At 66.9% G+C, this 26969-nt stretch carries 27 protein-coding genes; 15 read left to right on the forward strand and 12 right to left on the reverse strand.

Going from position 1 to position 26969, the window contains the following annotated elements; all coding sequences use genetic code 11:
- The first annotated feature begins 185 nt into the window (after positions 1-185).
- Positions 186-1355, forward strand: a complete 1170-nt coding sequence (locus tag JF52_RS0108570) for an anhydro-N-acetylmuramic acid kinase (RefSeq protein ID WP_033105799.1) — start codon at positions 186-188, stop codon at positions 1353-1355.
- Between the two features lie 6 nt (positions 1356-1361).
- Here the strand turns inward: JF52_RS0108570 and JF52_RS17620 are convergent, their stop codons facing one another.
- Positions 1362-1529: a hypothetical protein gene (locus tag JF52_RS17620; protein ID WP_200880976.1), complete on the reverse strand. Its 168-nt coding sequence runs from the start codon at positions 1527-1529 to the stop codon at positions 1362-1364.
- A 4-nt stretch (positions 1530-1533) separates the two neighbouring features.
- Positions 1534-2325, reverse strand: coding sequence for an HAD-IIA family hydrolase (locus JF52_RS0108575; protein ID WP_033105800.1), 792 nt, complete (start codon positions 2323-2325; stop codon positions 1534-1536).
- A gap of 247 nt (positions 2326-2572) precedes the next feature.
- Between JF52_RS0108575 and JF52_RS0108580 the strand changes: the two genes are divergently transcribed.
- Positions 2573-3904 carry an HNH endonuclease signature motif containing protein gene (locus tag JF52_RS0108580; RefSeq protein WP_052166853.1) on the forward strand — a complete coding sequence of 444 codons (1332 nt, stop codon included), beginning with the start codon at positions 2573-2575 and terminating at the stop codon, positions 3902-3904.
- Positions 3905-3975: 71 nt separating this feature from the next.
- Here the strand turns inward: JF52_RS0108580 and JF52_RS17475 are convergent, their stop codons facing one another.
- Positions 3976-4116, reverse strand: a complete 141-nt coding sequence (locus tag JF52_RS17475; RefSeq protein ID WP_160175049.1) for a hypothetical protein — start codon at positions 4114-4116, stop codon at positions 3976-3978.
- Positions 4117-4253: 137 nt separating this feature from the next.
- On the opposite strand from JF52_RS17475, the gene JF52_RS0108585 reads away from it, so the two are divergent.
- Positions 4254-5537 carry a type III PLP-dependent enzyme domain-containing protein gene (locus JF52_RS0108585; RefSeq protein ID WP_033105801.1) on the forward strand — a complete coding sequence of 428 codons (1284 nt, stop codon included), beginning with the start codon at positions 4254-4256 and terminating at the stop codon, positions 5535-5537.
- Between the two features lie 87 nt (positions 5538-5624).
- Here JF52_RS0108585 and JF52_RS0108590 read toward each other — a convergent pair whose 3' ends face one another.
- Both JF52_RS0108590 and JF52_RS0108595 read right to left on the reverse strand, forming a co-directional pair.
- The gene (locus JF52_RS0108590) at positions 5625-6491 is read right to left on the reverse strand and encodes an SDR family oxidoreductase (protein ID WP_033106505.1); all 867 of its coding nucleotides are present in this window, start codon (positions 6489-6491) and stop codon (positions 5625-5627) included.
- Complete coding sequence (locus tag JF52_RS0108595; RefSeq protein ID WP_033105802.1) at positions 6476-7108, reverse strand: metal-dependent transcriptional regulator; 633 nt, start codon at positions 7106-7108, stop codon at positions 6476-6478. The genes JF52_RS0108590 and JF52_RS0108595 overlap by 16 nt, the downstream gene beginning before the upstream one ends.
- Before the next feature lie 37 nt (positions 7109-7145).
- Between JF52_RS0108595 and JF52_RS0108600 the strand changes: the two genes are divergently transcribed.
- Positions 7146-7763, forward strand: coding sequence for a TrmH family RNA methyltransferase (locus JF52_RS0108600; protein WP_033105803.1), 618 nt, complete (start codon positions 7146-7148; stop codon positions 7761-7763).
- On the opposite strand, the gene JF52_RS0108605 is transcribed toward JF52_RS0108600, so the two are convergent.
- The 3 genes from JF52_RS0108605 to JF52_RS0108615 form a co-directional block, all read right to left on the reverse strand.
- Positions 7729-8667 carry a hypothetical protein gene (locus tag JF52_RS0108605; RefSeq protein ID WP_033105804.1) on the reverse strand — a complete coding sequence of 313 codons (939 nt, stop codon included), beginning with the start codon at positions 8665-8667 and terminating at the stop codon, positions 7729-7731. The genes JF52_RS0108600 and JF52_RS0108605 overlap by 35 nt on opposite strands.
- 30 nt (positions 8668-8697) lie before the next feature.
- Positions 8698-8889, reverse strand: a complete 192-nt coding sequence (locus tag JF52_RS0108610) for a hypothetical protein (RefSeq protein WP_084595787.1) — start codon at positions 8887-8889, stop codon at positions 8698-8700.
- Positions 8890-9002: 113 nt separating this feature from the next.
- Positions 9003-10325, reverse strand: coding sequence for an MATE family efflux transporter (locus JF52_RS0108615; RefSeq protein WP_033105806.1), 1323 nt, complete (start codon positions 10323-10325; stop codon positions 9003-9005).
- A gap of 184 nt (positions 10326-10509) precedes the next feature.
- On the opposite strand from JF52_RS0108615, the gene JF52_RS0108620 reads away from it, so the two are divergent.
- The 3 genes from JF52_RS0108620 (at position 10510) to JF52_RS0108630 (ending at position 14217) form a co-directional block, all read left to right on the forward strand.
- Positions 10510-11070 carry a DnaJ family domain-containing protein gene (locus JF52_RS0108620; protein ID WP_033105807.1) on the forward strand — a complete coding sequence of 187 codons (561 nt, stop codon included), beginning with the start codon at positions 10510-10512 and terminating at the stop codon, positions 11068-11070.
- Positions 11071-11183: 113 nt separating this feature from the next.
- Positions 11184-13166 (forward strand): M13 family metallopeptidase, encoded by a 1983-nt coding sequence (locus JF52_RS0108625; RefSeq protein ID WP_033106506.1) that lies wholly within the window; start codon positions 11184-11186, stop codon positions 13164-13166.
- Positions 13167-13281: 115 nt separating this feature from the next.
- Positions 13282-14217, forward strand: a complete 936-nt coding sequence (locus JF52_RS0108630; RefSeq protein ID WP_052166855.1) for a serine hydrolase — start codon at positions 13282-13284, stop codon at positions 14215-14217.
- Between the two features lie 93 nt (positions 14218-14310).
- Here JF52_RS0108630 and JF52_RS0108635 read toward each other — a convergent pair whose 3' ends face one another.
- Entirely contained in the window at positions 14311-15852 is a 1542-nt protein-coding gene (locus JF52_RS0108635) for an amidohydrolase family protein (RefSeq protein WP_033105808.1), read from the reverse strand.
- Complete coding sequence (locus JF52_RS0108640) at positions 15849-17147, reverse strand: cytosine permease (RefSeq protein WP_033105809.1); 1299 nt, start codon at positions 17145-17147, stop codon at positions 15849-15851. The genes JF52_RS0108635 and JF52_RS0108640 overlap by 4 nt, the downstream gene beginning before the upstream one ends.
- Before the next feature lie 172 nt (positions 17148-17319).
- On the opposite strand from JF52_RS0108640, the gene JF52_RS0108645 reads away from it, so the two are divergent.
- Complete coding sequence (locus JF52_RS0108645; RefSeq protein ID WP_033105810.1) at positions 17320-18417, forward strand: PucR family transcriptional regulator; 1098 nt, start codon at positions 17320-17322, stop codon at positions 18415-18417.
- A gap of 10 nt (positions 18418-18427) precedes the next feature.
- On the opposite strand, the gene JF52_RS0108650 is transcribed toward JF52_RS0108645, so the two are convergent.
- On the reverse strand, positions 18428-18901 hold the full coding sequence (locus JF52_RS0108650) for a MarR family winged helix-turn-helix transcriptional regulator (protein ID WP_033105811.1): 474 nt from the start codon (positions 18899-18901) through the stop codon (positions 18428-18430).
- A gap of 97 nt (positions 18902-18998) precedes the next feature.
- Between JF52_RS0108650 and JF52_RS0108655 the strand changes: the two genes are divergently transcribed.
- Positions 18999-19622 carry an NADPH-dependent F420 reductase gene (locus JF52_RS0108655; RefSeq protein WP_033105812.1) on the forward strand — a complete coding sequence of 208 codons (624 nt, stop codon included), beginning with the start codon at positions 18999-19001 and terminating at the stop codon, positions 19620-19622.
- A 187-nt stretch (positions 19623-19809) separates the two neighbouring features.
- On the opposite strand, the gene JF52_RS0108660 is transcribed toward JF52_RS0108655, so the two are convergent.
- Positions 19810-21252: an MFS transporter gene (locus tag JF52_RS0108660; protein WP_084595714.1), complete on the reverse strand. Its 1443-nt coding sequence runs from the start codon at positions 21250-21252 to the stop codon at positions 19810-19812.
- 141 nt (positions 21253-21393) lie between these two features.
- Here JF52_RS0108660 and JF52_RS0108665 point away from each other — a divergent pair, with 141 nt between their 5' ends.
- The 6 genes from JF52_RS0108665 (at position 21394) to JF52_RS0108690 (ending at position 26966) form a co-directional block, all read left to right on the forward strand.
- Positions 21394-23214 carry a glycoside hydrolase family 35 protein gene (locus tag JF52_RS0108665; protein ID WP_200880977.1) on the forward strand — a complete coding sequence of 607 codons (1821 nt, stop codon included), beginning with the start codon at positions 21394-21396 and terminating at the stop codon, positions 23212-23214.
- Between the two features lie 102 nt (positions 23215-23316).
- On the forward strand, positions 23317-24006 hold the full coding sequence (locus tag JF52_RS0108670; protein ID WP_033105814.1) for a GNAT family N-acetyltransferase: 690 nt from the start codon (positions 23317-23319) through the stop codon (positions 24004-24006).
- A gap of 48 nt (positions 24007-24054) precedes the next feature.
- Entirely contained in the window at positions 24055-24318 is a 264-nt protein-coding gene (locus JF52_RS0108675) for a ribbon-helix-helix domain-containing protein (RefSeq protein ID WP_084595715.1), read from the forward strand.
- Positions 24315-24725 (forward strand): type II toxin-antitoxin system VapC family toxin, encoded by a 411-nt coding sequence (locus tag JF52_RS0108680; RefSeq protein WP_033105816.1) that lies wholly within the window; start codon positions 24315-24317, stop codon positions 24723-24725. Before JF52_RS0108675 ends, JF52_RS0108680 begins: the two co-directional genes overlap by 4 nt.
- 102 nt (positions 24726-24827) lie before the next feature.
- On the forward strand, positions 24828-25493 hold the full coding sequence (locus tag JF52_RS0108685) for a YdeI/OmpD-associated family protein (RefSeq protein WP_052166856.1): 666 nt from the start codon (positions 24828-24830) through the stop codon (positions 25491-25493).
- Positions 25494-25580: 87 nt separating this feature from the next.
- The gene (locus JF52_RS0108690) at positions 25581-26966 is read left to right on the forward strand and encodes a glycine--tRNA ligase (RefSeq protein ID WP_033106510.1); all 1386 of its coding nucleotides are present in this window, start codon (positions 25581-25583) and stop codon (positions 26964-26966) included.
- Positions 26967-26969: the final 3 nt, after the last annotated feature.

Raw genomic sequence — 26969 nt, forward strand, 5'->3', positions numbered from 1 at the left:
GGCCGACGATGCTACGCACGTCGGAGCCTGCGACGTAGGTCGGAGGAATTGGCCGAAAACCTCCGACGTGCGTACCGCCCTCCGACAGTTGGAACAGCCTGCCGCGGGCGGGGACGTCGGCGGGGACGTCGGCGGGGACGTCGGCGGGGGCGTCGGCGGCAGCGGGACCGACGTAGGCTCGAGGGATGCGCGTACTCGGACTGCTCTCGGGCACCTCACACGACGGGATCGACGTCACCGTCGTCGACTTCAGCGAGGCGGATGGCGCCGTGCGCGGCACCGTGCTGCACGAGGACAGTGTTGCGTACGACCCTGCGCTTCGCGCTCGACTCGTGGCCGCACTGCCGCCTGCGAAGACGACGCTGGCCGAGGTCTGCGAGCTCGACACCCTGATCGGTCAGGCGTTCGCAGACGTGGCGGCGGATGCTGCGGCATCCGTCGGCGGCGTCGATGCCGTGTGCACCCACGGGCAGACCGTCTACCACTGGGTCGACGACGGCCATGCCCGCGGCACTCTCCAGATCGGCCAGCCGGCGTGGATCGCTGAAGCGGTCGGCGCTCCGGTGGTCTCGGACGTGCGCATCCGCGACATCACGGCGGGTGGGCACGGCGCGCCACTCGTCTCCTTCCTCGACGAACTGCTGCTGCGCGGTCGCGCCGGCACATCGGCCGCGCTGAATCTCGGCGGCATCGCGAACATCACGATCGTCGGAGAGGGTGCCGGCGCAGGTGCGGTCTCGGCCTACGACATCGGTCCGGCGAACGCGCTCGTCGATGCCGTGATCGCGAAGTACGGCCTGGACCCGCTCGGCTACGACGAGGATGCTCGTATTGCACGCTCCGGCGATGTCGACGACGCACTGCTCGCGTCGCTGCTCGCCGATCCGTACTACGCCCTGCCTGCGCCGAAGAGCACCGGCAAGGAGCACTTCCACCTCGACTACGTGCGGGGGCACGCCTCGTCTCTGGGCCGCGACGTGCGCGTGACCGATCTCGTGCGCACTCTCACCGAACTGACGGTGCAGACGGTTGCGAACGACGTGCGCGCGGCCGGCGTCGGCTTCCTCGCCGTCTCGGGCGGCGGATGCCACAATCCGCTCATCATGGAGGGGCTCCGCGCCGCGCTGCCGGACACCGAGGTCGTGCTCGCCGATGAGCTCGGCGCATCCGCGGACAACAAGGAGGCGATCCTGTTCGCGCTGATCGGCTGGTGCACCATGCACGGCGTGCCGGCCGTCATCCCCGGCGGAACAGGGGCGCGCGAGCCGCGCATCCTCGGCACGATCACCCCGGGGATCGGGCCGTTGCGGATGCCGCCACCCGTCGCAGAAGTCCGCAGCCTGACCCTGAGCTGACCGGCCTCAGCCTTTCCGGTCGTCGCCCCAGGGGCCTTCCCACCAGTTGCCGCTGCGCTCCTCGTCGCCCGGGCCGCGGCGCCGACGTGAGCGGACCCACTGCACGATGATGACAGTCAGGGTGCTGACCCCGATCAGGATCATCACGATGAAGAGCAGGTCGCGCTGGTCCATGGCGTCAGCCTTCCGATGAACCAGACGGCAGCAGATCGGCGACCGAGTTCACGATCTCGTCGGGGCGGAACGGGTACTTCTCGATCTCGACCTGGTCGCTGATGCCGGTGAGCACGAGCACGGTGTGCAGGCCCGCCTCGATGCCGGCGACCACGTCGGTGTCCATCCGGTCGCCGATCATGCCGGTGCGCTTGGAGTGCGCGCCGATCTTGTTCAGCGCCGAGCGGAACATCATCGGGTTCGGCTTGCCGACCACGTACGGCTCCCGCCCGGTGGCCTTGGTGATGAGCGCCGCGACGGCGCCGGTCGCGGGGAGTGGGCCCTCAGCGCTCGGGCCGGTGGCGTCCGGGTTGGTGATGATGAAGCGTGCGCCGCGGTTGATCAGGCGGATCGCCCTCGTGATCGCCTCGAAAGAATAAGTGCGGGTCTCGCCGACGACCACGAAGTCGGGGTTCGTCTCGGTCATGACAAAACCAGCGTCGTGCAGGGCGGTGAGGATGCCGGCCTCGCCGATGACGAACGCCGAGCCCCCGGGCACCTGCTGTTGCAGGAATGCCGCGGTGGCGAGCGCCGAGGTCCAGATCCGCTCTTCCGGCACGTTCAGCCCGCTGGAGCGCAGGCGCGCCGAGAGGTCGCGTGCGGTGAAGATCGAGTTGTTGGTCAGCACCAGATATGGGATGCCGGCGGCCTCCCACCCGGCGAGCAACTCGGATGCCCCGGGAATGGCATCGTTCTCATGGACGAGCACGCCGTCCATGTCGGTGAGCCAGCATTCGATCTCAGAGCGTTCAGCCATGTGCTCAGCCTAGATGAGTGAGTCCTGTCGGCTCGCGCGGCGTGGAGGCTGTTGCTGTGTTTGCCCGTCGCGCAGCATCTGCTCGGGATCTCGTCGGATCGGAAATCGATCAGGCATGCTCGCGCGCATTTGATGGGCATGTGCCCGGAACCTGCCAGGCCAGTCCGGGCGGCCCCAGAGCAGCAGAACTGCCGCGGGATTCGGGTACGTATGACCGAATGTCTGAGGGTAGTAGTTCAATGAAGATATGAACATTTCGACGATGACTTCACCGGTGCTGAACGCACTGCTCGAAGATGTCGTCACGACGCTGTCGTCGGTGGATCAGACGATCAACCAGCTGATGGCGACGAAGTCGGCGCTGTTGGCGACCGCGTCGCGCATCGCGGATGATGAGCCGTTCGATTCGGTCGATTCGCGTGAGATGTCGCAGCGCGCGATCGCGACCGAGATCGGTGCCGCGTTGCGGTTGAGCGATCGCACGATCGAATCGCACATGGGCGCGGCAGCAATGCTTCAGGAGCGCTTCCCGGCGACGGCGGCATCGTTCGGCGCGGGTCACATCTCCCAGGCGCATGTACGGGTCATCATGGATGCCGGTGATCAGATCGAGGATGCTGAGAACAGGGCGCGTTACGAAGCGATCGTGGTCGCGCGCGCCGAGACCGAATCCCCGAACAGGCTGCGTCCATTCGCCGCGCAGACGGCCGAGCGCTTTCGGGAACGCTCGTTCACCGAGCGGCATCGCGAGGCGCGCGAGAAGCGCGGCACGTGGGTGCGCGGGCGCGACGACGGCATGAGCGAACTCACCCTGTTCGGACCGAGCGCGATCGTCAACGGCATGCACGACAGAGCGACGCAGATGGGTTTGAAGGTGAAGGCCGAGAACGCTCGCGTCGCGAAAGAGGCCCGCGGAGCCGCTTCGGATGCCGCGACGGATGACTTCGCTGACGAGCGGACGTTGAATCAATTGCGATTCGATCTGCTCGCCGACCTCGTGCTGACTGGAACACCGATCGGCCATGAGACCGATGACGGGCTGCTGGGCGAGATCCGCGCGCATGTCGACATCACCGTCCCCGTGCTGAGCCTGACCGACCCCGATGAGATCGCCTCTCCCGCGCATCTGGAGGGTGTCGGACCGGTCGACCCCGCGACCGCGCGGATCCTGACCGGTAATGCACCGGGTTTCGATCGAATCTTCACTCATCCGGCGTCGGGGATGGTGCTCGGAGTCGACAGGTATCGCCCCTCGTCCGAGATGCGTCGGTATCTGCGGGCCAGAGATCGGCGCTGCAGGTTCCCCGGATGCCGACTGGTGGCAAGGCTGTGCGACGACGATCACACGATCGATCACGCGCACGGTGGTGCGACGACCGTCGCCAATCTGGCCGACTTCTGCCGCCGACATCACGTGACCAAGCATCAGACGCCGTGGAAGGTGCGACAACTCGGCGGTGGAGTGCTGGAATGGACCAGTCCCACCGGCAGGATCTACGTCGATCGCCCACCGGGCGTCACCACCTATGTCACCTTCGAAGACGTCGCCGACCGGATGCCGTCCGAGGCACCCTTCTGATCTACGACACGCCGACCGCCTTCCGAGCCCGGCGAGCGCTGCTGGACCCCGCCGAACCCAACAGGACTCACTCATCCAGAGGCCCCGGATGCTGCGCGGAGCAGGCACGCAAGCGCCGGGATGCCGACGTCGTGTGACGCCCGCACGACGCCGACGTCGAATCCGGGGCTGACGGTGAACGAGGAGTTGTCGTGCACCGGGTTATCGAGCACGGGGTGTCGCCTTTCGGAGGACAAGGATTCCGGAACACGTGGATGTCGCGACTACGCTTCGAGTGTGACCGGCGCGAGCGTCGACGGCAACTCCAGTTGCACGTCGCCACGCGCCGATGATTGCGGAAGGACGACGGATGAGTGATGCCCGGCTGACGGCACGGCACAAGGGATTGCCGGAACGGGCCGCCGGGATGACGATTGCGGAGTTCCTCGCCTCAGGCCCGCGGCTGTCGGAGTTCTGGACGCCGCTGGTGGTTCTCGACGACGCGGCGATGCGCCACAACACCGACGTGATGGCGACGTGGTGCGCTGAGCGCGGCCTTGAGCTCATGCCCCACGGCAAGACCACGATGGCTCCCTCGCTCTGGCAGCGACAGCTGTATGCCGGTTCGCTCGGCATCACGCTCGCAACCATGGGGCAGGTGCGTACTGCCCGCACCTTCGGCGTCTCCTCGATCATGCTCGCCAATGCCGCTGTCGATGCGCACTCCCTGCGCTACCTCGCCGGTGAGCTCGCTGATCCCGGGTTCCGGTTCGTCTGCTGGGCCGACTCAATCGCCACGGTGGAGGCGATGGAGGATCCGTTGCGCGATGCCGACGCGCCTCGTCCCGTTGATGTGCTGGTCGAACTCGGCGGCGAGGGTGGCCGCACGGGTGCCCGCACGGTCGGCGAGGCGATCAAGATCGCGGAGCGCATCGCAGCATCCGATGTGCTTCGACTCGCCGGCGTCGCCGGCTATGAGGGAAGCCTCGCGCACGATCGCAGCGTCCGCGCGATCGACGCGGTCGAGACCTACCTGCGCCGTCAGATCGAGCTGCACGAGCGCATCGGGCACCTCTATGACGACGGCGACGTCTATGTCACCGCGGGAGGCAGCGCCTACTTCGATCTCGTCGCCAAGGTGTTCGCAGAGGCGGGCGCCGGCGCGGAAGCGGCGGAGCGCCCCGGCGGGGGCCGCACGCTGTTCACCCTGCGCTCCGGGGCGTACATCGTTCACGACGATGGCTTCTACCGTGGCATCTCGCCGTTCGACGAGGCGCGTGCGAGCGACGATGAGCCCCGCTTCATCCCCGGCATGTTCGGCGTCGGTCGCATCGTCTCGCACCCCGAGCCCGGCCTCGCCCTGATCGACGGCGGCAAGCGCGATTTCCCGTTCGACGAGGGCCTCCCGATCCCTCGCGGGATGAGCGCAGGGCTCGGCGACGCGTGGCAGCCTCTGCCCGGAGCATCCGTCTCGGCGATGAACGACCAGCACAGCTTCGTGCGCCTCGAAGAAGGTGGCGAGCTCGCGATCGGCGATCTCGTACGCCTCGGGCTGTCACACCCGTGCACTGCCTTCGACAAGTGGACGGTGCTGCCCGTCGTCGAATCGGTCGACTCCGATCTCGTGGTCGACCTGATCCAGACCTACTTCTGATGGTGGAGGCGTTGATCCGCGGATCATTCTCCATGGCGTCTCGGTCGCCGGCGCCGGCGAGATAACCACCCTTCGGTGTCGAGCGACTCAGTGGATGAACACGTCGCCGCTGGCGCGTACGGTGATGTCGCTGATGTTCACGCCCCACGGCTGGTTGATCACGTAAACGACATTCTCGGCGAGTTCCTCGGGCGTGAGAGCCCAATACTCGATGCTGTCGGAGTCGGTCTGCTCCGCAGGCAACTCACCCTTCATGAACTTCTCGGTGCTGTCGAAGTACTGCGCCGCATTCTGCCCGGCGAGGCCGGAGATCGCGGTCTCATTCACGACGGCGCTGGCCAGGTTCGTGCCGGGGACACCGGTCGGCTTGAGCGTGGTGACCTTGATCTTGCCATGCGATTCGATGCGCAGAGAGTCCGAGATGATCTTCACCGCGGCTTTGGTCGCGCTGTAGACGCCGGATCCCGGCATCCCCGCGTTGCCGTAGATGGAGGAGATGTTCACGACCTGACCTCGACCCTGCTCCATCATCTGGTCGTATACGGCCGTGATGCCGTTGACGACGCCCTTGATGTTGATGTCGATCGCCTTGTCCCAGGCCTTCGATGCCTTCTTGTGGTCGGACCAGAATGCGAGCGGCATGATGCCGGCGTTGTTGAGCATGACGTCGATGCGTCCGAACTTCTCGACCGCGAAAGCGGCCACGGCATCCATCTGCTCCTTGTCGGTCACGTCTGCGACCTTGTACTCGGCGCTCTGGCCCTTCGCGCGGATCTCGTCCACGACCGCTTTGAGGTTGTCTTCGTTGATGTCTGCCGCGATGACGTGCGCCCCGAGCTCGGCGGTCATACCTGCGACGAGCCTTCCGAAGCCGCTTCCGGCACCTGTGATGATGATGACTCGATCGTCGATGTGATTCGAATATTCCCCGACGGATGCTACGCGCTGAGCCAGACGACGTCGACGGCGCCGTCCGGCAGCTGTGCGGTGGCGCCGTCGACCTCGACGCCGCTCTCGGTGACACGGACGACGGAAGACACCGAGAGCCCGAGATCCTCCAGCGCGCACAACAGATCGGGGTCGGTATCGGAGACGCGCAGCACGCGGCCCTCGTGGCCGAGCGGGGCCCGGGCGAGCAGCACGAACGGTTCGCGCGCGACATGGCCCGCAGCATCCGGGATCGCATCGCCGTGCGGATCGAAGCGGGGCCGGCCCAGCCGTTCGTCGATCCCCTCCAGCAGCCGGTCGCTGATCGTGTGCTCGAGGACCTCGGCCTCGTCGTGCACCTCGTGCCAGCCGTAACCGAACTCGCTCACCAACCAGGTCTCGACCAGGCGGTGGCGACGCACCATCGACAGCGCGCGTTGCTCACCGGCATCCGTCAGACGCACCGCACCGTACGGCACGTGCGAGACGAGACCCGCAGCGGCGAGCTTCTTCACCATCTCCGTCACAGACGAGGGGGCGATGCCCAGCTTCGCGGCGAGCTGCGAGGGAGTGATCGGGGCATCCTGCCACTCGGTGTGCGCATAGACGGTCTTCAGATAGTCGTCTGCCGCTGGGGATGCCACGAGTCCAGCCTACTCGCGGCCCGACTACGCTGGCTGAGTGACCGACACCCCTGAGCGCACCACCCATGGACTCGGACCCTGGGATGGCGAGTGGCCGGTGGGGGAGCAGTACGACCCTGAGCTGCTGACGAACGGCGACACCCGCAACGTGATCGACCGCTACCGCTACTGGCGCATGGAGGCGATCGTCGCCGACCTCGACACGCACCGGCATCCGTTCCACGTCGCGATCGAGAACTGGCAGCACGACATGAACATCGGCTCGATCGTGCGCAGCGCCAACGCGTTCCTCGCCGACACCGTGCACATCATCGGGCGTCGCCGCTGGAACAAGCGCGGCGCCATGGTCACCGACCGCTACCAGCACGTCGTCCACCACGAGGATGTCGCCGCGTTCGCGGTGTGGGCCGCCGACGAGAGCATCCCGATCATCGCGGTCGACAACGTCGAGGGCGCCGTTCCCGTCGACAAGGCCGAACTGCCGGAGCGCTGCGTGCTGCTGTTCGGCCAAGAGGGCCCTGGCCTCACCGAAGAGGCGATCGCCGCGGCATCCGGTCACATCGAGATCACCCAGTACGGCTCGACGCGCTCGATCAACGCGAGCGCCGCCGGCGCCGTGATCATGTACGAGTGGTGCCGACGGTACGCGAGCTGAATCGACCCTCGACGCTGAGCCGCTCGCCGGTGCCGACGCGCACATCGCGCAGACGAAGGTTCGTGCCGTCTGCGGTGAACGATTCGTTGAGATCGATCCGCCTGCCGATGAGCGTGCGCACATGCTTTCTGGCGAACAGCAGCGCGGCCTTCACCAGCAGGTTGCGGCTGCCGAGCGTCAGGTCGCGGATCGTGATGACGGCATCCTTCGTCACCTCGATCCGTGCCTCGGCTCGCGCCGACGCCAGGAGCAGTTTCCAGCGCACGCCGGTGTATGCGGTGACGCGGATGCCGTCTGCGCCATCCTGTACGACCTCGATGCGCAACCGGCCGAGGTGGATGCCACCCTCGCTCAGCATGGGTCGTGCGACGGACCTGATCAGCGGAACCAGATCCTTCTTCGCGATGGAGGCGTGGAAGGTGCCTCGCAGCTCGCCGAGGTCATCGTCCGGGATGATCGAATGCGCGCTCTCGGGAACACCCGGTTCTGCGGGCTCGGCGGCGGTGAGCCACACGATCGGCATATCGAACGCCTGCACGTCGATCGTGAGCGGGCTGCGCTCGATCCGCATCGGTCGGGCAGAGAAGCGGAAGCTGCGCACCATGCCCGGTTCGCGGGAGATGATGTCCGGTGCGGGGCTGTCTTCTGGCGCGGGGGTGTTCGGGGCGGGGGTGTTCGTGACGGGGTCAGTGGGCATCGGCGGCGCGTTCCAGCCGATCGTGAGCTTCGTGCCGGTGGCATCCAGCGTGAGCTGGTCGAGATCCTGCCCGGTGAGAGCGGCTGACACCTCGATGTCTTCGAGGCCCTTCAGGGCGACTTCACCCGCGTCCTGCGCGGCGCGCCGGAGGGTGGATCGCACCCAGCGCACGACGGTGGCGCTGTCGCCGGGCCATGCGGAGGTCATACGAACATCTTGGCCCACCGAAGACGGGTGTCAGTCGCGTTGAATGCCGAACGTATGCCGCATCAGCGCGTTGACGTCGGCGTCGAGGCGGTCGAGACGATGATGGACGCCCTGGATCTCGGTGCGGATGATGCGCACGAACATCGTGGACATCAGTGTGATCATGCCGAACAGGCCAGTGGCGAAGACGCCGATCAGCGTCCATACCTGCGGTTCGTTCATGGTCAGCACCCTTCTATTGTCGTCGGTCCGCACTCAGAATGCCAGAGGCGCCAGCGCCCACTCGCGTTCGGTGGGTGATCCCGATCCGAACGCACCTGTGGAGATCGAGTCGCCTAAACCGATGCGCTCAACCACCCGCCGGTCTTCACACGCCAGCCGAGCGTCGCGAAGCGGGCGAGCAGGTAGACGCCGAAGAAAGCCACAGCCAGCCAGGTCACCCCGGCGGTGCCGTCGACTCCGACGAGGGTGATGATCCACAGCGCGGGCAGGAACGGCACAAGGTTGAGCCCGCCGGCGATGGCCAGGTATCGCACGTCGCCGGATCCCATCAGCACGCCGTCGAGCACGAACACGATCCCTGCGATCGGTTGCGCAACAGCGAGCACGATCAGCGCCGGCTGGATGAGAGCCGCGACGGCCGGGTCACCGGTGAACGCGAGCCCGATCACACCCGACAGCGCCGCGATCAGTCCGCCGACGATCACACCGAACCACGCGCCCCACGCGACCGTGCGGGCGAGAACATGCCGCACGCCGGGGATGTCGCCCGCGCCGAGGCCCTTGCCGATCAGCGCTTGTGCGGCGATCGCGAGCGCATCGAGCGCGAACGCCGCGGCCGAGAAGATCGTGAACACCACCTGCCAGCCGGCAAGCTCGGTGGTGCCGATGCCAGTGGCGATGCCGACTGTGACGAGCAGGGCGACGCGCAGGCTCACGGTGCGCAGGAACAGCCAGCCGCCCGAGCGCGCCGAACCACGGACGCCGTCGCGCTGAGGACGGACGGATGCCGAGTGCCGGCGTGCGAGGCGGCCGATGATGAGCACATAGGCGGCGACCATGCCCCATTGCGCGACGATCGTGCCGGCGGCTGAGCCGGCGATGCCCCAGCCGAAGCCGTAGATGAACAGCCAGTTCAGCAGCGCATTCGCACCGAACCCTGCCCCGGCGATCCACAACGGGGTCACGGTGTCCTGCATGCCGCGCAGCAGGCCCGTCGCGGCGAACACGATGAGCATCGCGGGCAGGCCCCACATCGAGATCGACAGATAGACGTCGGCCTGCTCGGCGACCTCGGCGGATGCGCCGAACAGCGACACCAGCCACGGCGAGGAGAGTGCGCCCGCGACGGCGAGCACCGCGCCGAGGCCCAGCGCCAGCCACATGCCGTCGATCCCGACGCTCACGGCATCCTGCTTGTCGCCCGCGCCGAATCGTCGAGCGACCGCCGGGGTCGTCGAATAGGCGAGGAAGATCATCAGCCCGACGATCGTCTGCAGCACGGCACTCGCGATGCCGAGGCCGGCGAGCGGTGTGACGCCGAGGTGGCCGACGAGCGCAGCATCCACCATCAGGAACGCCGGCTCGGCGACCAGCGCGCCGAGAGCGGGGACGGCGAGGCGCAGGATCTCTCGATTGAGGGTCTGGCGCGCGGTCACCGTTCGAGCCTATGCCGTGCAGGGCTGGCCGATGCCTTCACGCTCGCACGCTCGTCCCGCGGGTTGAAAGGAGATTTTCGCCGGTCATAGCGCGGCAATGTCAAGTGGTGGGAGCAACGCCGGGGTTCACGCGGTTCGTCGCCGTCGTAGGCTGGAGGAACCGGCATGCGGACGGAGGTGGACGATGACTGATCCTCGAGACGCGGCCGCCCGATACCGGGCGCGGCAAGGCGACGAGCTGGACGCCGAGATGGATGCCGAGCCGGAAGCGCCCCCGACGCAGCTCACCGCCGAGAATCAGCATGAGTTCGTCGAGACGGCGATCCAGCTCGCGATCCGCCGCGGTGAATTCGACGATCTCCCTGGAGCGGGTAAGCCCATCGAGGGCCTCGGCACGCACCACGATCCCGACTGGTGGATCCGACGCAAGATCGAGACCGAGAATCTGTCCGGCCTCGGCCCTCCTGCGCTGCTGCTGCGCGTGGAGGACCGCGAGCTCGACGCGAACCTCGATCAGCTCGCTCGTGAGAGCGACGTGCGCGAGGTGCTGGAGGACTTCAACAGGCGGATCATCGCCGCCCGCCGCCAACTGCAGGGCGGCCCGCCGGTCGTCACACGGATGCGCGACGTGGATGCTGAGGTCGAGGCCTGGCGCAAGCGCCGCGCCGCGCGACCCGCACCCGTCGCCGCGCCGGAACCCTCTCGGCGCCGGTTCGGTCGACGCAAGAAGGAAAACCGGGGTTAGAACGCCGTCGAGACCCGGAAAGTCTTCTCCGCACGATTCCCTCGGGCGATCGCGCCGCAGACGATGCCATCTGAAGGGCTCGCGTGTCCGAGAGCGCGTTTAGGGTGGACACCATGACTGATGCTCTCCCTGCAGGACTCGCCACCGAAGAATTCAGCTCCGAGATCCGTCCGCAGGACGACCTGTACCGGTACGTGAACGGCTCGTGGCTCGAGCGCACCGAAATCCCGGGAGACAAAGCCAGGTGGGGATCGTTTCACCTGCTCGCCGAACAGGCCGAGAAAGACGTGCGGACGATCATCGAAGAGTCGCAGGACGCAGAGGCCGGCACGCTCGCACGCAAGATCGGCGACATGTTCTCGAGCTTCATGGACACCGCGCGCATCGACGCCGCCGGGGTCACGCCGCTCGCCGACACTCTCGCCGAGATCGATCGGATCGACAGCATCCCCTCTCTTCTCGCGACGATCGGCGCCTACGAGCGCGACGGCCGTGCGCACCTGATCGGCCTCTACGTCGACGGCGATCCGGGTGATCCAGAGCGCTACCTGCCGATTCTCGTGCAGTCGGGCCTCTCGCTGCCCGACGAGAGCTACTACCGCCTCGAGAGCTTCGAAGCCACCCGCACTGCGTACCGCGCTCACCTCGAGCGACTGCTCGCGCTCGCCGGCATCGCGGATGCTGCGGGCGACGCCGAGCGTTCGTTCGAGCTAGAGAAGCAGATCGCCTCGCATCACTGGGACAACGTCGCCAGCCGCGACGCCGTCGCCACCTACAACCTCAAGACCTGGGATGAACTGCAGAGCCTGATCGGCGTCGACCTCGCACCGTGGCGTGACGCGGTCGTGCCGACCACCCTTCGACAGGCTCAGGGAACGCATCCCTTCGCCGAAGCCGTCGTCTCGCAGCCAAGCGCACTCGAGGGTCTCGGCACGCTGCTCACCGAGGAGCGGCTGGACGAGTGGAAGTCGTGGTTGCGCGCGCACGTCGTGCACGCCGCCGCGCCCTACCTCACCGACGACATCGTGCAGGAGAACTTCTCGTTCTACGGCACCGAGATCTCGGGTGTCCCGACGATCCGCGAGCGCTGGAAGCGCGGCGTCTCCGTCACCGAAGGCGCTCTGGGCGAGGCCATCGGCAAGGTTTACGTGGAGCGCCACTACCCGCCGACGGCAAAGGCCTCGATGGATGAGCTCGTCGCGAACCTCATTGAGGCGTACCGGCAGAGCATCACGACCCTCGAATGGATGAGCCCGGAGACCCGCGAGCGGGCACTGGCCAAGCTCGATGCGTTCACACCGAAGATCGGCCACCCCGAGGTGTGGCGCGACTACTCCACGCTGGAGATCGACGGTGCGGACATCTTCGGCAACGTCCGACGCGCGAACATCTTCGAGCACGACCGCAACGTCGACAAGGTCGGCAAACCCATCGATCGCAATGAGTGGCACATGCCGCCGCAGATGGTCAACGCCTACTACAACCCCTCGATGAACGAGATCGTCTTCCCCGCCGCGATCCTGCAGTACCCGTTCTTCGACGCCTCCCGCGACGCCGCGGCCAATTACGGCGGAATCGGCGCCGTAATCGGCCACGAGATCGGTCACGGATTCGACGATCAGGGCAGTCGCTATGACGGCTCGGGCAAGCTCGACGATTGGTGGACGGATGCTGACCGCTCAGCCTTCGAGGAGCGTACGAAGGCTTTGATCGCCCAGTACGAGGCGCTGGTGCCTGTCGGGCTCGCGGCCGAGAACCACGTCAACGGCGCCCTCACGATCGGTGAGAACATCGGCGACCTGGGCGGCCTGGGCATCGCGCTGAAGGCATACGAACTGTCACTCGGTGGCTCGCCGTCGCCGGTCATCGACGGTCTCACCGGCGTGCAACGACTTCTTCTCTCGTGGGCGCAGGTATGGCAGCAGAAGAGCCGCGACGCCGAGACGATCCGTCTGCTCACGATCGATCCGCACTCGCCGAATGAGTTCCGCTGCAACCAGATCGTGCGCAACATCGATGCCTTCTACGACGCGTTCGAGGTGACCGATGCGGACGCGCTGCACCTTCCCCGCGAACAGCGTGTGACGATCTGGTGATCTTTGCCGACAGACCATGACACGTGCATGGTCAGCGGGGTTACGATAGCGAGTGCTGCTGGGGGGGCGTGCTCCCGGCAGCGTCCCCTGAAGACCTTCCTGGGAAGGAACATGCGTGGGCACTCCCCCGGCCCCTGAGCCCGTCGAAGGGACTTCGCCGCCTGCGATGCTGCGCAGATCACAGCGCAGCCGTCGGCGTGTTCCGCGTCGTGCGGCCGTGGGCCGCAGGTCATTCGTCGCCACCGTGCGTGCGCTCGAGGAGCTGGCGGATGCTGGCGCACAGGTCTCGGTGCACGTCACGGATCTCGACAGCGGTGCCCAGGTGCTGGCCGGCGACGATCACGTCACGATGCCGATCGCGGGGCTCGGTGTCGTGCCGCTGCTGATCGAGGTCGCCGCAGGGTTCGAAGCAGGAACGCTGGATCCGCTCGAGATCGTCGATCGATCCGCGACTGACTTGGTGACGACGGCAGGAGTGTGGCGCAACCTGCGGGCGCCGGCGCTGCCGCTGGTCGACCTCGCCGTGCTCGCGGCGGCAGCGGGCGATCCGATGGCGGTGAACGCCCTCCTCACGCACGTCGGGGATGACCGCGTGAATGAGCGTCTCGAGTCGCTCTGCCTCTCTCAGACGGCACTGCTCGATCGCTTCCGGGACGAGCGAGGGCCGGATGACGCCCCGCATCTCGCGGTCGGCACGACACGGGAGCTCGCCGGGCTGTTCTCCGCGCTCGTGAACTCCACGGCGGTCAATGTCGCCGTCAGCGCACAGGTATCGGAGTGGCTGAGCCTGAACCACGATCTGAGTCTGGTCGCGGCATCCACTGGGCTCGACCCGTTCGCTCACGACCACGACGCTCATGGGCTGCTGTTCATCAACAAGACGGGGCGCGAGCGCGGTGTGCGCGCAGAAGCCGGCGTGCTCGCCGGTCCCCGGTCGGGGATCGCCTACGCGATGATCGTCTGCTTCGACGACCTCTCGATCACCCACCGGCTGCGCGTGCACGATGCGTTCCGCGTGCTCGGACTCGAGCTCATGGAGTACGCGCACTGAGGCCGAAGCCGACAGGCGTGCACCGTGGCTTCGCTCGTGACAGGGAACGGACGTCGGTGTCCCGGCCCATCAGAGTCCGGGACACCGAGCAGATCAGACGTGCTCGTGGGTGTCGACCCAGCTGCGCGCGTGCCCGGACCACCTGTTGACGGGCATCTGCCGCGCGGCGGACTGGAGATGCATGCGGGTGAACGTCGGAGCAAAGGTGTCGTTGATCGCATCCAGGCGATCCTGCTCCTCCCGAATCCGTGGCATCTCCTCCCGGAAGGCGGCGATGACCTCGTCCTCGTCGATCTGGGTGAGCCGGCCGTTCTCCACCGTCACCACACCATCGACCATCACGCGCACGATCGACGATCCGTTCTCGCTGTAGACGAGGTGGTTCTCGAGACGATTGGTCGGCATGAAAGCGAGGGTCGTCGTGTCGAACATGACCAGGTCGGCACGCTTGCCGACCTCGATGGACCCGATGGACCCGTCGAGCACACCGCTGCGCGCACCGCCGATCGTCGCCGCCTCGAGCACCTCCGGCACCGTCGGCCAGCGCTCGAAGTCCGGTTCGCTGACCTTGTGTAGCAGAGCGGTCATCTTCATCACCTCCATGAGGCGCGGGGTATCGCTGGAGGAGCAGCCGTCGGTGCCCAGACCCAGGTTCACGCCGGCGTCCTGATACGCGCGCCACGGCAGGATGCCTGAGCCGAGCTTCAGGTTCGAGATGGCGTTGTGCGACACCGACACCCCGGCGCGCGCGATGCGCTCGATGTCGTCGTCCGTGACCCAGATGCCGTGCGCGAAGGTCGTGCGAGGGCTCAGTGCGCCGATCTCGTCGAGGTGCTGCACGAGGGTTCGGCCACCGTAGAGCTCGTCCCCGGTTACGGCCTGTGTCTTCGTCTCCAGAACATGGATGTGCACTTCGGCGTCGTAATCGGCCGAGAGTGCGTTCGCTCCGACCAGGAGGTCGTCCGTGCATCGCTGCGGTCCGGAAGGAGCCAGCATGTAGCGGATGCGTCCTCCCGCGGATCCGTGGTGCCGCCTGAATGCCTCGCGTGAGAAGTCGAGGTACTCCGCCGCGGTGAGCGTCGGAGCGGAACGGACCTGGCGCACGAGTTCATCGGGCAGCCAGTCCGTGACGAACGGCAGGGTGTCGACGAACGGTCGATTGATGATGTGGCCAGAGACATTGGCGCGGATGCCGATGTCCGTGTACGCACCGACCACCGCGGCGAGCTGGTCCAGGTCTTGTCCCGGTGTCTCGAGCACATCGTCGATCAGGGTCGTGACCCCCGACTTCATCGACTCCATCGCGAACATGAGTGTGCGGAGTCGAATCAGATCCGGCGTCATCGGGCTGCCGCCGAGGATCGGATACGAGTAGGCCATCCACAGCTCCAGCGGCATGTTGTCGTACCGCCCCTTGTACAGGTACTCCCAGGAGTGCGTGTGGGCGTTCACGAATCCCGGCGTGATCAGCATCCCGCTCCCGTCGATCACCGTCTCACCGGGCAACGGCGTGAGGCCGACGCCGATCTCGGTGAAGCAGCCGTCCGCGATCCGCAGATCACGGCGTATCGGAGTCGCGTGCGAGTTCGCGTCCATGGTGATGATGTCCGCATTGCGGATTAGTGTGGCGTTCACTTGGCGACTCGATTCCGGCTCCGGGCGATGATATGGCAGACAGGCGCCGCGATGATCGCGACGAGAACGCCCTGCACCGCCGGGCTCCCGATTCCGGTGATGGTGCCGAACAGGGCTGCCGCGGTGCCGAGCAGGTACGCGATGATGCCGGGCCAGACGAACAGCGGGACGGTGGCGACATCGGACCCGGGGTCGCGTCGACGCCAGACGAACAGGAAGGTGCCGATGATGACGCCTCCGAGTGGGGGGATCACGGTGCCGAGAGTGACGAGGAACATGGTCATCGAGTCGGCGAGGCCGCTCGCCGCGAGGGCGGTGCCGATGATCACGCCTCCGATGATGAAGGGCCGCTTGTCGTTCGTGCCGAACAGCTCTGCACCGGCGACGCCGAATGCGTAGGCAGCGTTGTCGTTCGTGGTCCACAGATTGAACGTCAACATGAAGACGCCGAGTCCGGCGAGCCCGATCGTGAACAGCAAGGCCGTGAAGTCCGGTTCTCCGAAGGCGATCGCGCCGACGCCACCGAAGATGAGCATCGCGCTTTCGATGACGAGGAGGACTCCGAGGCAGGTGAAGAAGGCTGCGCGGGTGCTGCGGGAGAAGCGGGTCCAGTTGCCGATCTGCGTGCCGCCGGAGATGAACGTGCCGATCATCATCGTCAGCGCCATGCCTGGGGCGATGGACCCATCGCCGGTCGTCTCGAACAGTGACGGCACTCCGCCGACCTCTTCGATCGAGAGCACGGTGATCCAGATGCACAGGGCGAACATGAGTGGTACAGAGATCCAGGACAGCACCTCGATGCCCTTGAATCCCCAGTACGCGGTGGTCGCCATGAGAGCGCCGCCGACGATCGCCAGCGGCCAGGAAGTGGTCCAGCCGAGTGCGGAGGCGAGCAAATTGGCGAAGATGCCGACAGTGATGCCGTACCAGCCGATCTGGGTGCCACCGAGCACGATCGATGCCCACTTGCCCCCGACACGGCCGAGGGCCAGCCGCGAGATGAGCACGGTCGACAGTCCGGTTCGTGCGCTCGCGGCAGCGAGGGTGGCGACGTAGAGAGCGAGCACCGCGGTGGCGATCGCGGCGAGGCCGAGGAACGGCCCGAACCCGAAGGCTCCCGCGACCTGGCCGCCGGTGACCATGGTCGGGGTGAAGAAGATAAATCCCGCGACGACGACGAGGACGCCGAACCATCCCTGGCGTGCCTGTGACGGAACGCGGGAGAGCGGGTAGTCGCGGTCGACCGTGGTCGGGGTGGCATCTGTGACGGGTGGGGAGGAGGCGATGGTCATTGGGTACCCCTTTCTGTTGGTGCCCATTGGAGTCCTCGAATGTTTCGTCGCTGTTGCGCCGCCGGATTCTGTGGTGACGGCTCCCCATGCGCGCGTCCCGAGGTGGAGTATCCGCCACCCCCGGCAATCGGGGCGAAACGATGAGGAAACAACGCAGCCATATCGTCAGCACATGAGATATCCCGCCGGGGAGTCACCTGACCTGCGCGACCCGAGCGCAGTCCGCGTCGCCGATCTGCTCGCATGGAACGAACCGCGCGTGGCACTGGTCGGCGAGATGGTCGGGCTCGATCGGGTGATCCGGTGGTCTCTGCCGTCGGATCTGGTCGATCCAAGTCCGTACCTTCGCGGGGACGAGTTGGTGCTGACGGCGGGGATATCCATCGTCGACGTCGCCACGCAACGCAAATTCGTGGAGTCCGTCTGCGCCGCGGGTGCTGCGGTGATCGGCTTCGCGCTCGGCGTGGTGGCTGATGAGGTTCCGCCGGCGCTCATCGGCGCGGCCAATGCCCTGGGCGTCGCGGTGCTGTCGATCCCCGCCGACGTCGCCTTCGTCGAGATCACCCAGCGGCTCGCGAACGAACAGAATCGTCACCAGCTCGAGGCGCGGGAACGATCGCGAGTCGGAGCGATCGTCGACATGGTCCGGCGCGGCCAGGCGAGTTCGCAGGTGCTCAAACAGGAGTTCGGCGCACGTGCGGAGTCGATCGACACGGTCGGCGTGGTCGTGGCTCGCCGCATCGCCTGGCCAATCGACGACGCCGTGTTGAAAGGCGATATCGGACAGAACGCGGTCGCGGTCTTTCCTGGGGAGAAGATCGCAGGGATGCTGTCGGCAGCGCGCGAGGTCGGATTACCGTTCGGCTGGAGCGGACCGGTCGGCTTCGACCGAGCCGCGACGGCGGTCAGGGAGGCGTTCGCAGCCGTCGAGGTCTCGTCTCGACTCGGCCGAGCCGCGGGCCCCCGCGATCTGGCGACGTGGCACGGGCTCGTTCACCGACTCACTCCTGACCAGCTCGCGCCCTTCGTCGACCACGTGATCGCCCCGCTGCGCGAATACGACCTGCGTCACCGCACGCAGTTGCTGCTCACCGCCGAAGTGCTGTGCCATCGGGACGGCGCTGTGCCGGCGGCAGCGGCAGAGCTGTACGTTCACGAGAACACCGTGCGCAAGCGTGTCTTGCGCATAGAGGGTCTCACGGGGCTCAATCCGCTGAACAGCCTCGATCGCGCCGCGCTCCTGGTCGCGCTCGTGGGCCGCCATGCTTGACAGCTGGTGCTCAGAAGGGCCCGAACCGCTGCTGCGGATCCAGTGCCTGCACCACAGGTTCGAGTGCGTCGGCGAGGGCGTCGAGCTGCGCCGGTGAGAGGCGATCGAGCACCAGTCGATGCGCGGTGGCGAAATGTTCAGGTGTCGCGAGCACCAGCCGTCGACGGCCCTGTCTGCTGAGTCTGAGCAGCACGCTGCGCCGATCCGTCGTGCTCTCCGCCCGTTCGAGTAGTTCGCGCTGCTGAAGCCTGCTGACGACCTTCGAGGCGCGGGGGAGTGTCGCATTGGTCGCTGCGGCCAGATCGCTCAGGCGCATGGCGCCCGCGCGTTGAAGGGCGCTGAGCAGGATGAATTCGTAGTGCGTGAGGTCGGCGTCGCGCTGCAGCTGGGCGTCGAGCGCGGCCGGAAGGAGCTCGGCCGTGCTGATCAGTGCGAGCCAGGCTCGGGACTGCTCCTGCGTCATGCGGGGAAGGGAAGCGACCATGGTCCTATTCTGCCGGGAATAGTTGTCGGGGCAAGTGGGTTGTGAATATTAATTGCCGAAGCAACTAAGTGCGACGGCGCAAAAGGAAGGCAACACAATGACTGCGATCACCGTCATCGGAACAGGGAACATGGGCCAGGCCATCGCCGGCATCGCCGCGAAGGGCGGCTCCACTGTGCAGATCCTGGCGCGCGACCTCGAGAAGGCCGGCACTGCCGCGGCATCCATCAATGCATCCGCCGGAGTCGTGGGCGACGCGATCTCGGGTGAGATCGTCGTTCTCGCTCTTCCCTACCCGGCACTGGCCGAGGTCGCCGGCATCTACGGCGACCAGCTCGCGAACAAGGTCGTCGTCGACATCACCAACCCGGTCGACTTCGCCACCTTCGACGGTCTGGTCGTGCCGGCAGACTCTTCTGCCGCTGCAGAGCTTGCAGCTCTCGTCCCCGCGGCAAAGGTCGTCAAGGCCTTCAACACGACCTTCGCCGCGACTCTCGCGGCCGGCGAGCTCGGTGGCGAGCCGACGGTCGTGCAGATCGCCGGTGACGACGAAGCGGCCAAGAAGCTCCTCGCCGACGTGATCGTCGCCGGGGGCCTCAAGGTCGCGGATGCCGGTGCGCTGAAGCGCGCGCGTGAGCTCGAGGCCCTCGGGTTCCTGCAGATGGTGCTCGCCGTCCGCGAGCAGATCAGCTGGACCGGCGGCTACGCCGTCCGCGCCTGACTCCGAATCTGATCGGTCCGGACCTTGGGCTCGGACACTTGTCAGTCCAAATCACGGAGGGTGTCGGTCGAAAACCGCAGATCTCGACCGACATCCGTGATCCCTGCTGACATCTGCACCCAGGTAGCCTCGACGGATGGACGACTGGACCCCGCACCGACGCGATGACGGCGTAGGAGTGCGTGGTTCAGTTCGGGAGTGACGGACGCGGTTCGGCGGTGCGGGTCTTCGGGATGAACAGCGACAGCACCACGGCGATGATGGCGGCGATGATGGCGAGCCAGAAGCAGACGTTGAACGCCTCACGTGTGGGTACGGCGACGCCATCGACCTCGACGCTCATCGCGGCCAGCACCGCACCCATGACCGCCGACGCGCTGGAGGTGCCCACCGAGCGGAACAGCGCGTTCAGTCCGTTCGATGCACCCGTCTCGTTCGCGGGGACCGCGCGCATGATGATCATCGGCATGGCTGCGAAGGTGAACCCGATGCCGACGCCGATGATCGCGTTCGCGACGAGGATGTTCCACCATTCGGTTGACCAGATGAGCACGTAGACGTATGCCAGCACGATCGCGAAGGCGCCGCCGGTGAACAACGGGCGCGGACCGATTGTGCGCTCGAGCCATCCGGAGAGTGGCGAGATCATCATCATCACCAGGCCGGCGGGCATGACGATGAAGGCTGCGGTGACCATGTCGAGGCCGAAGCCTGAGCCCGTCTCCACCGGCAGTTCGAGCATCTGCGGGAAAGTGACGTTCGATCCGAACAGCGCGAAGCCCATGCCGATCGCGGCGATGTTCGTGAAGAGCACGGCTGGCCGTGCCGCCACGCGCAGATCCAGCAACGGATCCTTCGTGCGCAGCTGATACCAACCCCAGATCAGCATTACGAGCACCCCGCCGATGAGGAGCGTGAGCCCGATGGGCGACGTCCATCCCCACTGTGCTCCCCGGGATACGTACAGCAGCAGGCCGGTCAGCCCGATCGCGAGCCCGATGGCGCCGAGCACGTCGAGGCGACCGGGGGAGAGAAGCACGTCCTCCGGGACGAACAGCAGAACCAGGATGAGCCCTACGACGCCGAGACCGGCGGCGAGCCAGAACAGCGAGTGCCAGTCTGCGTTCAGAGCGAGATACGCGGCCAGCGGCATCCCGAGCGCACCGCCGACGCCCATGGTCGCACTCATCAGGGCGACGGCGGTGCCGAGTCGGTTCGTCGGGAGGATGTCGCGCATGATCGCGATGCCGAGCGGGATGACGCCGGTGACGCCGCCCTGCAGTGCGCGGCCGATGATCACGCCGACGATCGATCCGGACAGCGCGGCGATCACCGAGCCGACGATGAGCGCCGCCAGCAGCACCACGATGACGCGACGCTTGCCGTACATATCGCCGAGGCGCCCGGAGATCGGGGTCGCGATGGCCGCGACGAGCAGTGTGATCGTGACGACCCAGGTGGTGTCCTCGCGAGAGGCGTTCAGAAGCGTGGGCAGCTCGGCCTGCAGTGGCACGACCAATGTGAACATGAATGACGCGCAGAGGCCGGCGAAGGCGAGCACAGCGACCGTGAGGCCACGATTCGGGGTGCGGGAGAGGCGCTTCCTGGCTCTGTCGTCTCTGTCTCCCACCGTGCAAGGCTATCGGAGCCCGGCACGGGTTTGGCGCGTCGGAGCGAGATCGAGGCCGTCCGGTAGAGTCATGCGCGGCTGCGCACGCATGCATCCGTCCGCACTCCGCAGCGTCGGAGCGAGAGTCACGCAGGAGTCCTCTTGAACCACGCATCCTCGTCGTCGCCGGACATCGCTCCGGCGATTACATCACGGCAGGGGCAGCTTTTCCGAGACGGGCGGCCGTATCGGATCCTCGCGGGGGCGCTGCACTACTTCCGGGTGCATCCCGCCCAATGGGAGGACCGCCTGCGCCGCCTCGCCGCGATGGGTGCGAACACGGTCGACACGTACGTGGCCTGGAACTTCCACGAGCGCACCGAAGGTGAGCCCCGTTTCGACGGCTGGCGCGACCTGGAAGCATTCATCCGACTCGCGGGTGAGGTCGGACTCGATGTCTACCTGCGCCCGAGCCCCTACATCTGCGCCGAGTGGTCGAACGGCGGGCTGCCGTTCTGGCTGACCGGACGGGTGAGCGCCCTCCGAACGAGCGATCCGGCGTACCTGGCCGCCGTCGACCGCTGGTATGACGCGCTGATCCCGCGCATCGTGCCGCTGCAGGCCGCGTTCGGCGGGCCGATCGTCGCCGTGCAGATCGAGAACGAGTACGGCTCATACGGGAGTGACCGCGCATACCTCGAGCACCAGCGCGATGCGCTGCTCACACGCGGCATCGTGGAGCTGCTGACGACGGCTGACGGCATCACCCCCGACATGGTCACGCACGGCTCGGTGGCCGGCGCGCTGCCCACGTTCACCTTCGGCACCGGTGTCTCCACCGCGCAGGAGCTGCGTCTTCAAGAGGACGCCCTCATGTGCAGCGAGCTGTGGGGCGGGTGGTTCGATCACTGGGGGGAGCAGCATCACGTGCGCTCGGCGCAGAGCATGATCGGCACGGTCGAAGAACTGCTCGCGGCCGGTGGATCCGTCAGCGTCTACATGGCGCACGGCGGCACGAACTTCGGGCTGTGGAACGGCGCCAATCATGACGGCGCGCTGCAGCCGACCATCACCAGCTACGACTCGGATGCGCCGATCGGCGAGGGCGGAGCGCTGAACGCGAAGTTCGAGGCGCTGCGCGCCGCGTTCGCGCCGTTCCACGACGGCGAGCTGCCGGAGCGCCCCGCACCGGCACCGATGCAGACCGCTCAGGCGGCGCCGTTGCGCCCGGTGGCCTCGTTGCGCGCGTTCGCCGGATCGCTGCCTGTGGTGGGCGAGTCCACTCCCTTGCCGCAGACCTTCGAACAGCTCGGCGTGGAGGACGGCATCGTCGTGTACCAGGCGCACATCGATGTGCCGGCGGATGCGACGGTCGACATCGACACGCTGCACGACCGCGCGACGGTCTTCATCGACGACGAGCGCATCGGAACGCTGGAGCGCGATAGGCGGCTGTCGCTGGCGCTACCGGGCGCGGCGCGCCGGGCGACGCTGACGATCGTGGTCGAGAGCCTCGGACGCATCAACTACGGCCCACGCACAGGCGAGGGCAAGGGCATCATGCACGGGGTGCGCATCAACGGCCGCCGGTACGTGCACGGCTGGACGCACCGTGCGCTTCCGCGCGACGGGGTGCCTTCCGCGGGTGCGCGGGAAGCGGCGGATGCGGTGGCCCCCGCCGAGGTGCCGGCGAAGAGCGCGGCCGACGATGCAGGCGTCGCGCGTGCGGCCATCGACGTCGAAACTCCGGCGGACGCGTGGCTCGCCTTCCCCGGCGGCGCCAAGGGCATGGTCTGGCTGAACGGATTCCTGCTCGGCCGCTATTGGAAGGTCGGTCCGCAGCAGACGCTCTATGCCCCGGGCCCGCTCTGGAAAGCGGGAGCGAACGAGATCGTCGTGCTCGACACTGATGAGCTGGGGCCCACGGTCGAAGTGCGCGAGAGCCCGGACTTCGGTCCGACCGAGGAGTTCGTCGGGTCCTGATCGCTGCTCGCCTGGCTGTCGTCGCGGCAGCGATCCGGTTCAGCCGGTTCCGCATCCGCTTCTTCGTTTCCGAACGAGGCGGAGGAGGGGCAGACTGGGTGCGTGCGAACCATACGTGACCTGGACACCGTTGAACTCATCATCGAGGCGCAGTCCCTGCTGGATTCCATCCGCGGGCCCGAGCGGGTCATCGATGCCGGCACGCTGCGCGCGCTGCAGCAATCCGGCAACTACGTCGTCGGGCTGTTCGACGACGAAGACGGATCGGAGCGCATGGTCGGGGCATCCGTCGCCTTCTTCGGCGTCCCGGGCCAGCGCACGATGCACTCGCACATCACTGCGCTGATCCCCGAGTACCGCGGCCGTGGATGGGGCCGCGAGCTCAAAGAGCACCAGCGCCAATGGGCGTTCTCGCGGGAGGTCGGCCGGATCACGTGGACCTTCGACCCGCTCGTCGCACGCAACGCGCACTTCTTCCTCACCGTGCTGGGCGCCAGGGTGACCGCATACGCGGTGAACCAGTACGGCATCTTCGGAGGCGGGGACGCCGGTGACGAGAGCGACCGGCTCGACGTCGAGTGGGCGCTCGCCGACATCGCGAAGCACCCGGCGGCCGAGGCCGTCGAGGCGACGCTCGAGATCCCATCGGACGTCGAGGGGATGCGGGTTTCGGACCCCGACGCGGCACACGAGTGGCGCCTCCGGTTGCGCGGCGAGATGGAAGAGCTGCTCGGGCGCGGACTTCGGGTCGCCGGTTTCGATGTGGAGCAGGGATACCTGTTTACCGAGTGAGTGTAAGGTTCTGGTACCAGTTGCCTGCGGCTCTGGTACCATTTTCCCATGGCGATGAATCTGCGTTTGAGCGATGAAGCGGCAGCAGCGCTGCGCGTCGAGTCGCAGCGCACGGGCGTCAGCCAGCAGGAGATCCTCCGACGCGCTGTCGATGAACATCTCGGGATCGGCGAGGCCAAGCGTGGAGCGCCGTACCCGGATTGGGTGATTCCACCTGAGCGCCCGTACCGGCCCGTGACGCCGACAATCGTTCCCCCTCCGGGGAAGACGATGGCGCAGATCCTCGAGGAATTGCGTGAGGATCGCCTGTGAGCATCTACGTGGATTCGAGCGCGCTCGTCAAGCGAGTCTCGAAGGAGGAGCACCAGGGCGCACTTTCGACCGCGCTTACACAGGCAGTCGCAGGAGGACATCTGCTCATCGCCTCCGCCCTTGCTCGTGTCGAGGTGTCTCGAGCGTTGCGGGTGCGACTTGATGATCACGACCCACGACAGATCTCGGTCGCCTCAGCCCTCGCCATGGAGGGTATCGGCATCGCGCCGATGACCGGTCCGATCCTCGAGAGCGCCCGCATCATCGGGCCTCCTGTTCTGCGGTCCCTCGATGCGATACACCTCGCGACGGCGGTGGCAGTCGGGGCGGACGAGCTATGGACTTACGACGAGCGGCTGGCCTCCGCATCCGAGGAGATCGGCATCGTCGCGCGCATGCCGTCCTGACAGTCTCTGGTTCGACGAAGAGTGGCAGGTGCGATCGGGTTCGACGGCCGCGTCGGGCGGCACCGCTGAACAGGTGTCGGAGGCTCGTGGCATCCTGTTCCCATGGACGATGAGGCGGGGCAGTCGGGGGGTTCGGCGGAGAAGCCTGCGGTGTACTTCCGTGACGCGGCGGAGTTCCGCACCTGGCTCGAACGGCATCACGCCTCCGAATCGGAGTTGTGGATGGAGGTGCGCAAGGCGCACGTCGCCGATCGGGGTCTGACGTGGGCGGATGCCGTTCCCGAGGCTCTGTGCTTCGGATGGATCGATTCGGTGTCGCAGCCCATCGACGATGACCGGCGTCGCCAGCGCTGGACGCCCCGCAAGGCAGGCAGCACCTGGTCGAAGGTCAATGTGGGGCACGTCGAACGACTCGTGGCCGAGGGGAGGATGGCATCCGCCGGCCTCGGAGCGTTCGAGGCTCGAAGCGCAGAGCGAACCGGAACGTATTCTCACGAGAATGACGACGCGGAGCTCGAGCCCGAGGTGCAGGCTGTGCTCGAATCGTCTGCCGCAGCGCAGGCGTTTCTCGACGCCGCGGCCGCGGGCTACCGCAAGGCGGTGCGCCACTGGACCGCGACCGCCAAGCGTCCGGCGACGCGCATCGCGCGGGCCGAGCAGCTCGTGGCCGAGAGCGCGGCAGGGCGACTCGTGCCCTTCGCGCGACCTGGAAAGACCCCGGCATGGCTGGTGCGCGCGGCTGCCGCCGCTGCCGCGGTCGAGGGCTGAATCGGGCGCGTCGGCGCGGATAGGATGGAGGATGCCGCGGCATGTCCGCGCGCAGCATCCGAATCTCTCCCGACCATTGGAGCCACCGTGGCCGAACAGTCCCGTCTTGACAAGGTCATCAGCCTCGCCCGCCACCGCGGGTTCGTGTTCCAAGCGGGTGAGATCTACGGCGGTTCGCGTTCCGCGTGGGACTACGGTCCTCTCGGCACGGAGCTGAAGGAGAACATCCGCCGCCAGTGGTGGCAGACCTTCGTCCGCGGACGCGGCGACATGGTGGGCCTTGACTCCTCGATCATCCTTCCGAAGCGTGTCTGGGAGGCGTCGGGCCATGTCGCGACGTTCACCGATCCGCTGGTCGAGTGCCTGAGCTGTCACAAGCGCTTCCGTGCCGACACTCTCATCGAGGACTTCGAGGCGCGCAAGGGCCGCAAGGCGGAGAACGGCCTCGCGGACGTGCCGTGCCCGAACTGCGGCAACAAGGGACAGTACACCGAGCCGAAGGCATTCTCGGGTCTGGTGAAGACCTACCTCGGCGTCGTCGACGACGAGTCGGGACTGTTCTATCTGCGCCCCGAGACGGCGCAGGGCATCTTCGTGAACTTCGCGAACGTGCTCACAGCCAGCCGCAAGAAGCCGCCGTTCGGCATCGGCCAGGTCGGCAAGGCGTTCCGCAACGAGATCACGCCGGGAAACTTCATCTTCCGCACGCGTGAGTTCGAGCAGATGGAGATCGAGTACTTCGTGCCGCCGGCCGAGGCGCAGGAGTGGTTCGAGCACTGGGTCGAGGCATGCTGGGCCTGGTTCGAGGACCTCGGCATCGACACGGCCAACATGCGCCGCTTCGACGTTCCCGAAGACGAGCGGGCGCACTACTCGGCCGGCACGATCGACTTCGAGTACCGCTTCGGTTTCCCCGGCAAGGAGTGGGGCGAGCTCATGGGCGTCGCCAACCGCACCGACTACGACCTCTCGAGCCACTCCGAGGCCTCCGGGCAGAGCCTGTCCTACTTCGACCAGGCATCCGGTGAGCGCTACACCCCCTACGTCATCGAGCCCTCGTTCGGACTCACCCGCTCGATGATGGCGTTCCTCGTCGACTCGTACGTCGAGGAGGAGGTGCCGAACGCGAAGGGAGGCACCGACACTCGCACGGTGCTGAAGCTCGACCCTCGCCTGGCGCCGGTCAAGGTCGCGGTCCTTCCGCTGTCGCGCAACGAGAAGCTCTCGCCGCTCGCTCGTGAGGTCGCCGACTCGCTGCGTGGACGCTGGGCCATCGACTTCGACGACGCCGGCGCGATCGGTCGGCGCTACCGCCGTCAGGACGAGATCGGCACGCCGTTCTGCGTCACGGTCGACTTCGACTCGCTCGATGACCACGCTGTCACCGTGCGCGATCGCGACACGATGGCGCAGGAGCGCATCCCCGTCGAGAAGCTCCACGAGTACCTGGCCGAGCGCCTCAAGGGCGCCTGAGCA

The sequence above is a fragment of the Microbacterium profundi genome (assembly GCF_000763375.1).
GTDB lineage: Bacteria > Actinomycetota > Actinomycetes > Actinomycetales > Microbacteriaceae > Microbacterium > Microbacterium profundi.

Bases quoted from the DNA above. Each gene is read 5' to 3' on its own strand.
- JF52_RS0108570 (WP_033105799.1), top strand. From the start codon at position 186: ATGCGCGTACTCGGACTGCTCTCGGGCACCTCACACGACGGGATCGAC.
- JF52_RS17620 (WP_200880976.1), bottom strand. From the start codon at position 1,529: ATGGACCAGCGCGACCTGCTCTTCATCGTGATGATCCTGATCGGGGTC.
- JF52_RS0108575 (WP_033105800.1), bottom strand. From the start codon at position 2,325: ATGGCTGAACGCTCTGAGATCGAATGCTGGCTCACCGACATGGACGGC.
- JF52_RS0108580 (WP_052166853.1), top strand. From the start codon at position 2,573: ATGAACATTTCGACGATGACTTCACCGGTGCTGAACGCACTGCTCGAA.
- JF52_RS0108585 (WP_033105801.1), top strand. From the start codon at position 4,254: ATGAGTGATGCCCGGCTGACGGCACGGCACAAGGGATTGCCGGAACGG.
- JF52_RS0108605 (WP_033105804.1), bottom strand. From the start codon at position 8,667: ATGACCTCCGCATGGCCCGGCGACAGCGCCACCGTCGTGCGCTGGGTG.
- JF52_RS0108610 (WP_084595787.1), bottom strand. From the start codon at position 8,889: ATGAACGAACCGCAGGTATGGACGCTGATCGGCGTCTTCGCCACTGGC.
- JF52_RS0108620 (WP_033105807.1), top strand. From the start codon at position 10,510: ATGACTGATCCTCGAGACGCGGCCGCCCGATACCGGGCGCGGCAAGGC.
- JF52_RS0108625 (WP_033106506.1), top strand. From the start codon at position 11,184: ATGACTGATGCTCTCCCTGCAGGACTCGCCACCGAAGAATTCAGCTCC.
- JF52_RS0108640 (WP_033105809.1), bottom strand. From the start codon at position 17,147: ATGACCATCGCCTCCTCCCCACCCGTCACAGATGCCACCCCGACCACG.
- JF52_RS0108645 (WP_033105810.1), top strand. From the start codon at position 17,320: ATGAGATATCCCGCCGGGGAGTCACCTGACCTGCGCGACCCGAGCGCA.
- JF52_RS0108650 (WP_033105811.1), bottom strand. From the start codon at position 18,901: ATGGTCGCTTCCCTTCCCCGCATGACGCAGGAGCAGTCCCGAGCCTGG.
- JF52_RS0108655 (WP_033105812.1), top strand. From the start codon at position 18,999: ATGACTGCGATCACCGTCATCGGAACAGGGAACATGGGCCAGGCCATC.
- JF52_RS0108675 (WP_084595715.1), top strand. From the start codon at position 24,055: ATGGCGATGAATCTGCGTTTGAGCGATGAAGCGGCAGCAGCGCTGCGC.
- JF52_RS0108685 (WP_052166856.1), top strand. From the start codon at position 24,828: ATGGACGATGAGGCGGGGCAGTCGGGGGGTTCGGCGGAGAAGCCTGCG.